Annotated in this window: 9 protein-coding genes; 5 read left to right on the top strand and 4 right to left on the bottom strand. The window is 61.9% G+C overall.

What is annotated here, in order from left to right; genetic code table 11:
* Positions 1 to 23 precede the first annotated feature (23 nt).
* Together ASD71_RS02865 and ASD71_RS28160 are read right to left on the bottom strand one after the other, a co-directional pair.
* Positions 24 to 887 carry a DUF6708 domain-containing protein gene (locus ASD71_RS02865; RefSeq protein WP_056559667.1) on the bottom strand — a complete coding sequence of 288 codons (864 nt, stop codon included), beginning with the start codon at positions 885 to 887 and terminating at the stop codon, positions 24 to 26.
* A 3-nt stretch (positions 888 to 890) separates the two neighbouring features.
* Positions 891 to 1,418 carry a type VI secretion system contractile sheath small subunit gene (locus ASD71_RS28160; protein WP_200949351.1) on the bottom strand — a complete coding sequence of 176 codons (528 nt, stop codon included), beginning with the start codon at positions 1,416 to 1,418 and terminating at the stop codon, positions 891 to 893.
* A 390-nt stretch (positions 1,419 to 1,808) separates the two neighbouring features.
* Between ASD71_RS28160 and tssH the strand changes: the two genes are divergently transcribed.
* Genes tssH through tssM form a run of 5 tightly spaced genes read left to right on the top strand, consistent with a single transcriptional unit; the run spans position 1,809 to position 11,820 of the window.
* Entirely contained in the window at positions 1,809 to 4,379 is a 2,571-nt protein-coding gene (gene tssH, locus ASD71_RS02855; protein ID WP_056559664.1) for a type VI secretion system ATPase TssH, read from the top strand.
* Complete coding sequence (locus tag ASD71_RS02850) at positions 4,343 to 5,947, top strand: sigma 54-interacting transcriptional regulator (protein ID WP_200949350.1); 1,605 nt, start codon at positions 4,343 to 4,345, stop codon at positions 5,945 to 5,947. Before tssH ends, ASD71_RS02850 begins: the two co-directional genes overlap by 37 nt.
* Entirely contained in the window at positions 5,944 to 6,672 is a 729-nt protein-coding gene (vasI, locus tag ASD71_RS02845) for a type VI secretion system-associated protein VasI (protein WP_082578765.1), read from the top strand. The genes ASD71_RS02850 and vasI overlap by 4 nt, the downstream gene beginning before the upstream one ends.
* Positions 6,669 to 8,117: a type VI secretion system protein TssA gene (gene tssA, locus ASD71_RS02840; RefSeq protein ID WP_082578934.1), complete on the top strand. Its 1,449-nt coding sequence runs from the start codon at positions 6,669 to 6,671 to the stop codon at positions 8,115 to 8,117. The genes vasI and tssA overlap by 4 nt, the downstream gene beginning before the upstream one ends.
* Positions 8,110 to 11,820: a type VI secretion system membrane subunit TssM gene (gene tssM / locus ASD71_RS02835; RefSeq protein ID WP_056559655.1), complete on the top strand. Its 3,711-nt coding sequence runs from the start codon at positions 8,110 to 8,112 to the stop codon at positions 11,818 to 11,820. The genes tssA and tssM overlap by 8 nt, the downstream gene beginning before the upstream one ends.
* Positions 11,821 to 11,840: 20 nt before the next feature.
* On the opposite strand, the gene ASD71_RS02830 is transcribed toward tssM, so the two are convergent.
* Both ASD71_RS02830 and ASD71_RS02825 read right to left on the bottom strand, forming a co-directional pair.
* Positions 11,841 to 12,098 carry a PAAR domain-containing protein gene (locus ASD71_RS02830; RefSeq protein WP_056559652.1) on the bottom strand — a complete coding sequence of 86 codons (258 nt, stop codon included), beginning with the start codon at positions 12,096 to 12,098 and terminating at the stop codon, positions 11,841 to 11,843.
* A 113-nt stretch (positions 12,099 to 12,211) separates the two neighbouring features.
* Positions 12,212 to 12,730, bottom strand: coding sequence for an Hcp family type VI secretion system effector (locus ASD71_RS02825; protein ID WP_056559649.1), 519 nt, complete (start codon positions 12,728 to 12,730; stop codon positions 12,212 to 12,214).
* Positions 12,731 to 13,493: the final 763 nt, after the last annotated feature.

Here is a 13,493-nt window from a genome sequence, read left to right as displayed (position 1 = left end):
CGCCGCGCAACGCGCGACATGTCCTAGCGCCCAAGCGCTTCCGGCGGTGGCGCCGCACCGCGGACGTTGAAGACTCGGCACACCGCGTACCAGCACAACGCGGAGAACAGGTTGTAGGGAAAGAGCACGAGCCACATGGGCAACAGCCAGTTCTTCTTGCCTTGCAGCTCGCCCGGTTCGCCCGTGCGCCAAGGCGCGTAGTGGCGCCAGGCTTCGGCTGGGGTCATGCAGATACGGTGAAGCGGGGCGTACCACCAGTTGGGCTCGCCTGGAGGGGGCAACCTGTCGGGGCCTTCTTCCATGAACTGCCGGATGTACTCCCACACCTGCGCGACGTATCTTGGGTCTGGATCACTGCTGTTGTTACTGTCGACCCAGAGGACGATGCGGTCTTTTTCTTGATCGGCGGCAGGCTTGGGGCCGAAGGCGAGGGCGAAGTTGGTGGAAAATCCAGCGCCGCCAAATTCATTGCGCACGAATACGCCGCCCTCAGTCTGCGTCCAGTCGAACTGGATAAGGGTCTTGTTGCGCAGATAAATGACTTTCTTGAGTTTTCGGTTGAAGTAGAAATTAGTCAAGCGCTTGATCAAAAAAATTCGGTACCAGAGAAATGGGGCAAAGACAAAAGAACTGATGATAACTATAAAAGCCAAGTAGTAATCAAGTGGGTGCTCAAATGCGAATATTTCTGAGCCTGTCCAGATATACGTGTTGACGCAGAGGAGAACCATAGTCAGCGATGTGTACATCTTTGCCATGAAAACGGAATCGCCAATCCATGGGTTTCGCAACGTCAATACATTGCAATCAGCACTGACAAACTGATCATGAATTGCCGGGACGATGCCTGCTTTTCGTTCTCGAGAATAGGTCCAGGTAATTGCCATCGTTCAGCGCTCCAATACAAACTTCGCAGGGGCTTCGGCGTCCTCGTCGAGGCCTTCGTTAGGTTTAAAGATGACATCCAAAATTAAGTTCGAGTAGGTCCGCATGTCATTCTTGAAATGTGCGATCAGCTCTCTCTCGACGATATGAATTGTCGGTTCGCCAGCGATAGAGACTTTGTTTTGATCGGACAGCGATACGCTAAGCTCGTATTTCCAATCACTTTGTCCCAGGACGTAGTCAGGCAGCAAAATCGTAAATTCCGCTACGCTCGGTTCTTCAGGCACGGAGTTCGTTGTGATCTTTCCCCAGTTGGGCATTCTCCATGCGGTGTCGTCGTGCCAACGGCTGTCCTTATTGATCTGGACGGCAGGGCGATCTTCCAACGGGGTTTCGTCGGCATGCCCCTTGAAATCTCCGAGCACCATTACTTTCAGCGGGAGTTCGATTTCTTCCTGCTCGTCGCCTGTCGCGGGGATGTAGCGGATATTGATCCGCTCTTTCGGTGCAACTGAACCAACTTTCGATGCCATGGGTCACTCCTTATAGATATTCGAGCCATTTACGCGTCCGTCCCGCAAGGCATGACAGGCCGCCCCGATCAAAAACGGAATATCAGGTCTTCTGGCAAGGTTTCGAAAAATCAAACGACGCTAGCGCATGGTGAGATGAAGCAAAAAAAAGCTGCCTATTCTGATGCGCGATTCAAAGCTTCGAACATATGAAAAGTTCGAAAATCTAATCGGATTGATCGGATTCATATTGAAAATATGAGCGGTCATAAGAAATGAAAGGCAGATAACCGATATTCGAATTAGTCCGATTGATACTTGTCTGTGGCTATGGTTTCTTAATGCGCTTGTTTTCTGTAGCGCTTAAACAATAAATGGTGAGCAAACCCATGGCCACGAGGAAAATCCGGCATGATTTCCGTTGATCTGTCCGCACTGCTAGACCGGTTGCACGCGGTGGCGCGGCACGCGCTGGAGGAAGCCGGCAGTCTCTGCATCCGCCAGCATGGCGCAGAGGTCACGGTTGCCCACTTGCTATACCAGTTCATGGATCAACCGAAATGCGACGTGCGCTGCATTTTGGCAAACACGGAATTGGATCCGGATGCATTGCGCGAGGCGCTTGCCAGCACGTTTCCTAAACTCGACGCAGGGCCAGGGTACGCATACCCCGCCTTCTCGCCATTGCTGCTTGAGTTGATGCAGGACGCCTGGTTACTGAGCTCGGTGGAATTGGCGCAAACCGAAATCCGAACTGGAGCGCTGCTGTTGGCCGCGTTGTCGAACCCGGCCCGCTACCTGCCCTTTCCCACAATCCGGTTATTCGAATCCATTAATCGCGAGACACTGCGCAAGCGTTTTCGCGAATTGCTGGCCGGTTCCTCGGAAGCCCCGGTTTTAGAGGATCCATCGCCAAACCAATCGGCGGCAGCAGCTTCCGACAGCGCATTGAGCAAATACGGACACGATTTCACAGCCCAGGCGCGCGCGGGTACCATCGACCCGGTTCTGTGCCGGGATGCCGAAATCGACTTGATGATCGACATTCTTTCGCGCCGCCGCAAAAACAACCCGATTGTGGTGGGTGAAGCAGGCGTGGGAAAAAGTGCCGTTGTCGAGGGTCTGGCACGGCGCATCGTCGAGCAACGCGTTCCCGAGCCGCTGCGCGATGTGACGTTGTGGGGGCTGGATCTAGGCGCCCTGCAAGCCGGCGCCTCTGTCAAAGGGGAATTCGAGAAGCGCCTGAAGGCGGTCATCGACGAGGTCAAGCACGCGGCCAAGCCGATCATCCTGTTCATCGACGAGGCGCACACCTTGATCGGGGCCGGCAACGCGGCAGGCGGTAGCGACGCGGCGAACCTCTTGAAGCCTGCTCTTGCGCGCGGCGAGCTACGCACGATCGCCGCCACGACCTGGTCCGAATACAAAAAGTATTTCGAGAAAGATCCCGCGCTGACACGGCGCTTTCAACTGGTGAAACTGGATGCGCCCAGCGTGGAGCAGGCCGTGCACATCCTGCGCGGCCTGCGCGGCGTTTATGAAGACGCTCATCAGGTCTACATCGCCGATGATGCCCTGAAGGCTGCTGCAGCGCTGTCGGCACGTTACCTGTCGGGCCGGCAATTGCCGGACAAAGCGATCGACGTTCTGGACACCGCCTGCGCCCGGGTTGCAACGGCGCTGGCCGAGTCACCGCGAAGCCTCGCGTCGCTGGAAAACGAACTGCGGCAGGTTGATGCCGAGGCCGACCAGCTATGGCGGGATGCTCGTGCCGGACGACCGCCGGAAACCGCCAGGCTGGCCGCGCTGGACGTGACGCGGCAGCAGATTCGGGATTCCATCGAACAGGTGCAGGCCGCCTGGCAGCAGCAGAAGGCGCTGATAGACCAGATCATCTTGCTACGCGCGGGCGAGGCCCAGGAAGACACGTCGCTGCGGCTGGAAGCGCTGGTCGCGCAATTGGCTGACCTTCAACGCAACGGCGCCCTGTTGCACGCGGACGTGGGCGCCCAGCAGATTGCGCAGGTAATTGCGGACTGGACCGGGATTCCCGCCGCCACCCTCAGCAGCGATCAGTTCCATCGGCTGGACAAGCTGCCCGAGACGCTAAGGCTCCGCGTCAAGGGACAGAACGCCGCGATCGACACGGTGCATCGCCGGTTGCTGACAGCCATGGCCGATCTGCGGCGGCCCGGCACTCCCATGGGCGCGTTCCTGCTGGTGGGGCCGAGCGGGGTGGGAAAAACAGAGACGGGCTTGGCCGTCGCAGACGCGCTTTTTGGCGGCGAGCAGTTTCTGACCACCATCAATATGTCGGAATACCAAGAGAAGCACACCGTATCGCGGTTGCTGGGCGCCCCGCCCGGATATGTCGGATACGGAGAAGGCGGTGTACTGACCGAGGCCATTCGTAAAAGGCCGTACTCCGTGGTGCTGCTGGACGAAGTCGAGAAAGCGCATCCCGAGGTGCTGAACATCTTCTATCAGGCCTTCGACAAAGGCGAGCTTGCCGACGGCGAAGGGCGCCGCATCGACTGCCAGAACGTGCTGTTCTTCCTGACGTCCAATCTGGGCTTCGATCAAGACGGCGGTCCGCTTACCGACCTCGGCAGCGAGGCGCTGCGCGAACATCTCGCTAAATTTTTCAAGCCGGCGCTATTGGCGCGCATGCAGGTCGTGCCGTTCTGCTATCTCGATGAGGCCACGCTTGCCGAGATCGTCGATAGCCGTCTGCAGCGCATCGAAAGGCAGTTTAGCGACCGCTACAACGCGCCATTGACGATCGAGGCGTCTGCGCGAGATGAATTGCGCGCACGTTGCCTGCGTCATCAGAACGGCGCGCGGTTGCTGGATGCCAGCATTGACGGCGACATGCTGCCGCCGTTGTCGCTTGCGGTGCTGAAGTGTCTGGCCAGCGGGCAGCGATTCCGGCGTTCCACCATCAGATGGAACGGTGCTGCCTTCGACGCCGTGGTGGAGTAAGCGCAATGTCTTTGAGTGCCCAAGGCGCCGCAGCGCTCGCACGGACCTTGGTCCTGGCCACCGGCATTGCGTCCCTGGCCGACCGGTTCCTCAAAGCCGTTTGTTCGGTGCCCGGGATACGTTACGGGGTCTGCTACTGGCGCGAGGCGGCGGGGGACAGCATCCGGCCGATCGCCAGTCATGGCGTCGCGCTGGACCTGCTTCCCGCCTGCCCCTTGCACGATCTCGACAACCCCATCGTTTATTGCTTGACCACCGGCCAGGCACGCCACGTGGCTCGCCTGGACAGCTTGTTCGGCGTCGCCGGGGGGTACGAGGAACTTCGCGAACGGCTGGCGGCGGCGGATGCGTGGCTGGTGACGCCGCTGTTTGATAAGCGCCAGAATGCCGTGGCGGTGTTGTTTCTGGCCGGGACTGAACCCGGGCTCAGAGCCTGGACGGCCGACCCCGCGTGGCAGGAGCTCTGCAGGCTGTACGACGCTGTCTTGAATGGCCTGCTTGAACGGTTCGGCTCAGAGGCGCTGACGCAGACGCGCCAGACGATGCTGGACGAGCAATCCGAGACGCGTGGACGCCGGCGTTTGCTGTCCACCGGTTTTGTCGGCACAGGACCGACCGCACGGCGGCTGCGCGAAGACATGCTGCGCTTCGCCGACTCTTCCCTGTCGTTGCTCGTGACCGGAGAGACGGGCTCGGGCAAGGACCATGCCGCCTGGCTTATCCATCAGGCGTCCGCGCGCAAGGGCAAGTTCGTGCCGGTCAACTGCGCGGCCATTCCCAAAGACCTGATCGAAGCAGAACTTTTCGGCGCGACCCGCGGCGCCTATACCGGGGCCGTGCAGGCGCGGGCAGGCCTGGTCGCGGAAGCCGACGGCGGCACGTTGTTCCTGGATGAAATCGGGGATATGCCGTTGGGCCTGCAGGGCGCGCTGCTGCGCCTGCTCAACGAAAAAAAATACAGGCCGGTGGGCGCGACGCGAGAGTTGCCGTCCGATTTTCGGCTGGTCTGCGCAACCCATCGGCCGTTGCTTGAGCTGGTGCGTGACGGCCAGTTCCGCGAAGACCTGTACTTCCGCATTTGCCAACTGACGCTGCACATTGCCCCGCTGCGGGAACGTCTTGAAGACGTTCCCGCCCTGGTGGCGCACATTCTGCTCGAGCACAACCGGTCATTTCCCGGCCGCGTCGCCGGCATCTCCGACAACGCCATTGCACAGCTCCAACGCCATCGGTTCCCCGGCAACGTCAGGGAACTGCGCAGTCTGGTGCTTGCGGCGGCAGAGCGAACGCCGCCGGGCAAGCGCATCCAGACCAACCGGCTGGTCGAGCTGGCAAGCGGCACGCATAAGCCCATGAACGATGAGACCGGCCAAGCCAGCCTGCAGCGCTTGTGGCGTACCGAAAGCCTGCCCGAAGCGCTGGCGGCGTTCGAGCGCTTGCTGTTGGAAGACCGCTTGCGCCAGGCCGCGGGGTCGCGCCGGGTGGCCGCGCAAAGTCTGGGCATCCCCAAACGCACCTTGGCGCGCAAGTGCCTCGATCTGAATCTGACTGGAGAGGAAGCAATATGAAGCCATTCTGGGCGCTCCTGCTCGTTGCCGCCGTGCTTGCGGCCGGCTACGCAGCCACGGATGCGGTAGCGGCGGGCCGTCGTTGCACGACCATCGTGTCGGCAATCGAGCGGCTGGCCTGTTTTGACGCCGAGGCGGGCACGCCGCCGACAGCCACCGCGGAATCTTCGGCATCTGCGGCCGATGCCGCGGCGGCCGATGCCGCGGCGGCCGGTGCCGCGGCGGCCGCCGCACCATTCGAGCTGGTTCGGGTGCCGGATATTGTCGGGCTCGTGCAACGCAATGAGTCCCGCCGCAAGGCAGATGACGCGGGCGTGCTGCTGCTGCGCGTCGGCGACGCGATACCGGGCCAGGACAAGGTCGTGATCTCCGCGCCGGCCCTGGCCGGTAGCGAGCCGCGGCCGCTGCTGGCGATCAGTTGCCTGCAAAACATTTCGCGCTTGCAGCTGATTACCGCCGAGCCGCTGGATGTCAGCCGCGTGAGCATCCGCGTGTTGCTGGACGGACGGCCGATTTCGGGCCGCCGGCCCTGGCAGGTCCTGGACGACGGCACGGTAACGGATGCAGGCCGTGGTCTGGTCGCCATCGAACAGCTTCGCCATTTGACTCGTGCATCCCAGCAGATTCAGCTTGAAAGCGACCACGCGTCGTTCGACGGACTGTCGTTCGACACGGCGGCGCTCGATGCGCTGATGGTGCAACAACGCGAGGCTTGTCATTGGTGAGCACGTTTTCCGCGCTGGATCTCGACGCCATCCTGTCACCCATATCGCCGCAACAGCCGGCCGGCGATTTCGACGACGAAGACAACGCCTACCAGGGCATCGAAAGCGAAATGATGAAGCTGGGCGGGCTCCAAGAGGCGACCATAGATTGGGGTTATGTCGATACGGCGTCGCGCCAGTATCTGCAGTCGCAGTGCAAGCACCTGCGCATTGCCGCGCAATTGGCAACGGCCCGCATGCGCTCAGGCGGCTGGCGCGGGTGGGCCGAGGCGGCAGGCGTGTTGGCTGGCATAACCAGCCAGTACTGGAGCACAAGCCACCCAAAACCGGGCGCGGCGGGGTTGATGGCCAAGCGGCGTCTGCTTTCTCAGCAACTGGAGCGCCTGGAAGAGGCGCTGTCAAAACTTGACGGCAAGGGGTACGCCGACGAATTCTACAAATCCGGCCAACATGCGTTGGACAAGCTACAGGCCTGCGCGAACGAAACCAGGTTGGACGTGCCGGCGCTGACCCGCCTGGAGGCGCAGCTACGGCTGAAGGCCGAGGCGGCACGCGCGCCCGAGCTCGCCGATGCGCAACTCGAGCTGGCGGCGCAGCCGTCCGGGATTACCGAGGCTTTCTTTACGCCCGTGGCCATGGCGCCCGGCAACGAACGTGAAACGCGCCGTTCGTTATTGGCCGTGGCCGATCTCATCAACCAGCAAGACGCCTATGACCCGACGGGCTACCTGCTGCGCCGCTTTGCCTTGTGGGCGCATCTGAGCATTGCGCCGTCGACGCGCAAAGACACGATGCGCACCGAGCTGATGGCGGTTCCCGCCGAAACCGCCGAGGCGTATTGGGATGCGCTGAAAGCCAATGCGGTCGATCCCGCGCTGTTGCAGCGCGTTGAAAGAAGCATTACCTCGTCACCGTACTGGCTGCGTGGCAGCTTCCTGGCTGCCGGTATCGCGCGCCGGCTGGAAATGCAGAACGTCGCCGAGGCCATCCGCCAATCCACCGGGCGCTTTGTGGCAAAGCTGCCAGCGCTGGTGAAGTTGCAGTTTGCCGATGGCCGCGCGTTCGTCGATGGCGAAACGCAGTCGTGGATCAGCGGCGCGGATGCGGTCACCGCGAAGCTGGGCGCCGGACACGAGTACCCCGCGTTGCGCGAAGAGCTGCGCGAGGCGCTGGAAGCCACGGGGGTGGAATCGATGCTCAAGCGGCTGGAAACCATCCAGAAGGCGTCGGCGGATCCGCGTCATGGCTGTCATGTCATCACGATCGCCGCCGAACTGCTTGGCGCGCGTGGCTTGGCGTGGCTGGCGGATGGCTTGTACGCCCGGGCGCATCACATCATGCAGGGCGCTCGCGCTGCGCAATGGGAGCCGAGTCTGTTCGACCTGCTTGAGCGGCAGGTGAACGCCGCAATCGAATACAAGAAACAGGAGCAACCCCATGTTTAAGATTTGGTCGGAAGTAAAACGCTATGGCCAGCCCCTACTGAAATGGGCAAAGCAGGGCATGCCAGTGGCGTTGCTGCTGATGCTGGCGCTCGCCTTGGCCGCCATCTGGTGGCTGGGGCCGATGTGGACATGGGAGGAACATCACCCGCTGGCAAGTATCACCGCGCGCGTGCTGGCCACGGTCGTGCTGATTGCGCTGCCCTTGCTGATCTGGGCCATCGGGCTGCGCAACCGCAATCTGACGCTGGAAGCCGAGCGCGCGAAATCGCAGAAACAGCAGGACGATCCCTGCCTGCGCTACGTGCAGGCGCAGGAGCGGGATCTGGACAAGAGCCTGGGCGTTCTCCACGCCAATCTGAAGGGCCGCAACGCGCTTTACCAACTGCCTTGGTATCTGGTGCTGGGTCAGGAGAACGCGGGCAAGACCAGCTTCGTCAACCGGTCCAGCCAGACGTTCTCGCTGACGGGCGAAGTCAAGGCCGGCAGCCAGCGCCTGCAAGACGATCCCGACAGGATCTATCGCATTGACTGGTGGATTGGCGATGACGCGGTGCTTATCGACCCGCCGGGAGAGCTGATCAGCCAGCCTCGGATGACGGCAGAACTTGAACAGTCTGCCGCTTCAGGAAACACGGAACCGCTGCAACCGGGAGACGCTGCGGGACCCGCGCTCTTGCCGCAGGAGTTCCATTCCCGCCTGTGGGATAGCTTTGTGGGATGGCTGGGGCGCAATCGCAGCCGTCGTCCGCTGAATGGCGTCGTGCTGATGGTCAGCCTGGTCACGTTGCTGAATCAGCAGCCCAGCGACCGCAAGGCGTTGGCCTCGTTGCTGCGCGCCAGGTTGGCCGAACTGAGCCGTCAGCTTGGGACGCGTCCGCCGCTGTACGTCGTCTTGAGCAAGTTCGACTTGCTTGAAGGCTTCGAACCGCTGTTCGCCCGGCTACCCAAGTCTGCGCGCGAGGATATCTTTGGCTTCACCTTTACGCTGGACTCCGTGCAGCGTTATGACGCGTGGCGGGACGAACTGGGCGCGCGATACGACGAGTTCCTGACGCGCCTGAACGAGCAGGTATTCGATGCGCTGGCCGATGTCCGCGAACTGAGCCAACGCGAAGCCCTGTATTCCCTGGTTCGGCAACTGACCGGCATGCGGCCGCTCTTGATGGAGTTTCTGACCGATGTACTGGGCAGCGATCGATACATTACGCCGGCGTTGCCGCGTGGCGTCTTTTTGTCGTCGGTCTATCAGCAGGGTGTGTTGACCAACGCCTTCGTGGCTTCTGCGTCGCAGAATTACGATATCCGCGAGCCCGTGCCGGCCACGCATCCCAGCGGCCGCGCGATGGTCTATTTTGCCCAGCAGCTATTTCAGCGCGTCATCTATCCCGAGTCAGGCCTGGCGGGCGACAACCCGCGCGTGCGGGCTGAAAAGCGGCGCGCGCTGGCCCTGCGCTTCGGTGTGGCGTCGTTGGGCAGCGCGGTCATTGTCGGCGGCTGGTATCACTACTACGCGGTAAACCGGGACAAGGCCATGAGTGTGCTGGAGCGCAGCCGCGCTTACAGCGCCCACGCCATCGACGGCAAGCTGGACACAACCGGCCGCAACCTGCTTCAGCCGCTGGATCAGATCAGCAGCGCGGTGGCGGTGTATGGCGATTATCGCGAGGCGTGGCCGCTTGTGGCGGACATGGGCCTGTATCAGGGATGGCAGATCGGTCCGAAGGTCGATCAGGCGTATCTGACGCTGCTGTCCCAGCGCTTTCTGCCTGCGCTGGCCAACGGGGTGATGGCGCATCTTGACGGCACCTCGGTGGACAGCGACGCACAGCTTGAGGCATTGCGCGTGTACCGCATGATCGAAGACCGTCCCAATCGCCGGCCGCCCGTGGTGGAGCGTTGGATGCGGCAGCAGTGGGCGCGGGCGTTCCCCGGCGAAGACCAGGTGCAGCGCGCGTTGATGCGGCACCTGGACTACGCGATGAAGTACGCCGATACGCTGCTGCCTCAGTTTCAGCAGCGCGTGTCCGTCGTGCAGCGCGACCTCCGGCAGATCCCGTTGCCGCAGCGCGTTTACATGACGATGCGCCGGCAAGCGGGCGAGTACTTGAGGGCGCCGCTGGACCTGCGTAATGAGATCGGCCCGGCGTTTGATGTGGTCTATCCGCCTTCGGCTGCAGGTAAAGGGGAAGCAGAGCGACTTGCTTCCGATGGCCGGATCGACGCGCTGTTGACGGCCAAAGGGTTTCATAGCTATTTCGCGCCGCACAGCCAGGATCTGACCGAACTGGCGATGATCGATCAGTGGGCGCTGGGCGAGCGGCGAAATATCGATTATTCCGAGGCCGACAAGCGTGCGCTGGCCGAGCGCATCCAGGCCATCTACGGCCGTGATTACATCGACACCTGGCAGCGGAACCTGAATCAGCTCGAAGTTCGTGATTTTCATGACATCGCCGAGGCGGTCAATGTCCTGGGCACGGTGACCAGCCCGGCAGCGCCGTTGCGCCGGCTGGTGGAGACTGTGCGGGACAACAGTGAACTTGGCGCGGATCCCACGGCGGTCCCGGGTGCGGTCGACGGGAAGGGCGCGGTGGTTGCGCGGGCCTCAGGCGTGGCCGAAAAGGTGGCGGCCGGTCAGGACGAAACGGGCGCGGTGTTCGGAATTGCGCGGGCGTTTGCACCCATGGGCCAACTGCTGCAGGCGAAGGGCGATCGGGCGTCGTACCTGGATGAGACGTTGGTGGCGATCGGCAGCGTGCAGGACAAGGTGCGCACGGTGCACGACAGCCCGGACCGCGGCAAGACGGCGCTTGGCGTGGTGCTGGAGCGCTTTGGGCTGAAGGGCCCGGACCCGATCAGCAATCTGCAGCGCATTGCTGCCGGGTTGCCCGAACCGTTGAATCGTCAGGTGGGCAAGCTGGCGGACGAGTCGTCGCGGGTGATTCTGGTTGAGGCACTGCGTGAGCTCGAGCGTCGTTGGGACATCGACGTGTATCGCTTTTACCGCGAGCGGTTGGCAAACCGTTATCCGTTCAACCCGGCCAGCCGCGAGGAAGTGGCGCTGGACGATTTCACGGCGTTTTTCGGCCCGCAGGGACGTTTGCAGCAGTTCCGCGACAAGTATCTGAATCTGTTCATCGAGGACAACCTGGAGGCGTTGTATTCGGAGCGGTTGGGCGGCTATCTGGTACGCGCGGATGTGTTGACGCAGCTTGAGGCGGCCGAGAAGATCCGGGACGCGTTTTTCAATAGCCGCGGCACGTTGGGTGTGCAGTTCCATGTTGAGCCGCTGGGGATGGCGCCGAGCAAACGCAGCAGCTCGCTTAGCGTGGAAGGGCAGTTGGTGACGTACAACCACGGTCCGGCGACGAGCACGGCGCTGATCTGGCCGAACACGCTGGCGTCGAGCAATGAAAGCCGCATGACGCTGGTGCATGCGGGGGGCAGTAGCAGCGGACTGGCCTATCGCGGCCCGTGGTCGCTGTACCGGTTGCTTAGCCAAGCCCGTCTGAATGGCGCGACCAGCACGAGCGTTGACATCAGCTTTGCCGCACCGGACGGCGGCATGCGTTACCGCATCAGTACGGAGAAGGCGAACAATCCGTTTACGCAGCCATTGTTCAAGGGGTTTGCGCTGCCGCAGACGCTTCTGGAAGATGGCGTGCGGGGCAATGATGCGGGGGGAAGCGTGGCAACGCGGTAGCGCTGCCATGGCTGGATGGATCATTCAACCAGCCAACCGGCCTCTCCTTCGACCAGGGTGCCGCCATGGGAGGTTTTGTCGCCTTGGCGCGCAACGGGTTGTCCTTCGATGATGGTGCCGGGTGAGCCGGTCTGAATGATCGCGCCGCAACTGATGCGGTCGCCGATGCGGGCGATGGCGCGGCCGTTCACGATGGCTTCGCTTGCGCCAGTGACGACGGTCCCGTTGCCATGGATGGGGCAGCTATGGCGATGGCCTACTAGAACGATGGGTTTCATGTTTGGCTTCCTGACGTGAGGGGCTCTTGAAGGGCCCCGTTTGGAACAAAGTCAGATCAGAACCGGCAAGGCCGGCGCGTGATGCGCCGGCCTTGTTGTTGGGAAACCTGGGATCAGGCTTCTTGCGGCTTTCGCCAGTCGTCGGAAGCTTCGGTGCCGGCGATGGCGTGGGTCCAGGTGATCTTGCGGTAGGCCATTGCAACCTTGACCAACTGGGTGTACTCGGCCTTGCTGGGATCCTGGGCGTGCGGCAGCACGGTGTTGATGTTGACGATGGTGGCGTCTTCGAGCTTGGTGGTGAAGAAGTGCTCTTGCTTGCCTTCGGTGGAGGTGCGATACCACTTCACTTCGACTTCAGGCAGCATTTCGCCGGAGGCGAGGGCCTGGTACATGAGGGGGGTGGCCTTGTTCAGGGGCGCGGTGAAGACGAAGGGCTTGTGGACGCGCTGACCCGAAGGCTGGCCGCTTTGCGGGTCGGTGGGCGTGGCGATCAGGTGTTCGATTTCCTGGACCAGGATCTGGTCCTCATGACCTTCCTGATAGACGTTGCCGACGGAGTCGGCAGTGAATGCGCCTTGCGTGATGTTGCCCTGGCTCTTGCCCTGGATGCTGATATAGGCGGGAGTCGGCATTTGCTGTTTCCTGGTTTGGTTTGCGAAGTGGCCTTATGGGCCGGTGCGCCATCTGGGATGACTTCTGCTTAATTGCAAAGTCCGTGCCAGGTTTTGTTTGAATGCCGGTTTCCTCTTTTTTATCAATGACTTGTTTGGCGGCTTTCGTGCTGTTCGCTGATTACGGATTGCTCGACAAACGGGAAAGTGATTTTTTCTGCGGGGATTCGGGTCAGTTGTGGCTCGGGGTTTTTTAAGTCTTTAAAAACAAAGCGGAAAATGGCGGGTCGGAATTGGCTCGGGTGGGTCAGAGTTGGCCCGGTCGTTGTTTTTGGCTGACAACAGGAGCAGGGTGCGAGGGGGGGGGCGTGCGTTGGTGCGGGGTGGGTTCTTTAGACGCCCGGCGCGGCGGCGGCCTGGGTGCGCGGGGCTACGATTGCGGTCCGGAGCCTTCGCTCCGGACTGCCCCGTCGTCATCCTCGTTGCCGCCTGCGGCGTCTGCCTTCGGATTCCCTCGGGCGCATCTACACGCCCCGCGCACCCAGGCCACCGCCACGCCGGGCTGCGGTGGAGTGACTTCGGCATGACGCTGGGGCGGGTGGGGTTCTTGAGTTTTTTTGGACGCTCGTTGTGGTTTGAAGCGTCTTGCGGGGCCCGCCCCACGTCGGCCGCGCGGGCGGCCTGGTGGGGCTTACTCGATGTCTTGCGTCGTGGTGAGGACGCTGCGCGCTGGCGCTGGGGTGGGTTTTGGCGGTGCTGTGTTGGTTGGCGCGGCGCCAGGTGT

The organism is Achromobacter sp. Root565, from assembly GCF_001427425.1.
Lineage (GTDB): Bacteria > Pseudomonadota > Gammaproteobacteria > Burkholderiales > Burkholderiaceae_B > Achromobacter > Achromobacter spanius_D.
Note: the sequence above shows the minus strand (reverse complement) of the source record. Positions and strands in the feature narration are given on the sequence as shown.

Coding starts and splice junctions, on each gene's coding strand:
- ASD71_RS02830 (WP_056559652.1), bottom strand. CDS start 12,098: ATGAAACCCATCGTTCTAGTAGGCCATCGCCATAGCTGCCCCATCCAT.
- ASD71_RS02865 (WP_056559667.1), bottom strand. CDS start 887: ATGGCAATTACCTGGACCTATTCTCGAGAACGAAAAGCAGGCATCGTC.
- ASD71_RS02850 (WP_200949350.1), top strand. CDS start 4,343: ATGGAACGGTGCTGCCTTCGACGCCGTGGTGGAGTAAGCGCAATGTCT.
- ASD71_RS28160 (WP_200949351.1), bottom strand. CDS start 1,418: ATGGCATCGAAAGTTGGTTCAGTTGCACCGAAAGAGCGGATCAATATC.
- tssM (WP_056559655.1), top strand. CDS start 8,110: ATGTTTAAGATTTGGTCGGAAGTAAAACGCTATGGCCAGCCCCTACTG.
- ASD71_RS02825 (WP_056559649.1), bottom strand. CDS start 12,730: ATGCCGACTCCCGCCTATATCAGCATCCAGGGCAAGAGCCAGGGCAAC.
- vasI (WP_082578765.1), top strand. CDS start 5,944: ATGAAGCCATTCTGGGCGCTCCTGCTCGTTGCCGCCGTGCTTGCGGCC.
- tssH (WP_056559664.1), top strand. CDS start 1,809: ATGATTTCCGTTGATCTGTCCGCACTGCTAGACCGGTTGCACGCGGTG.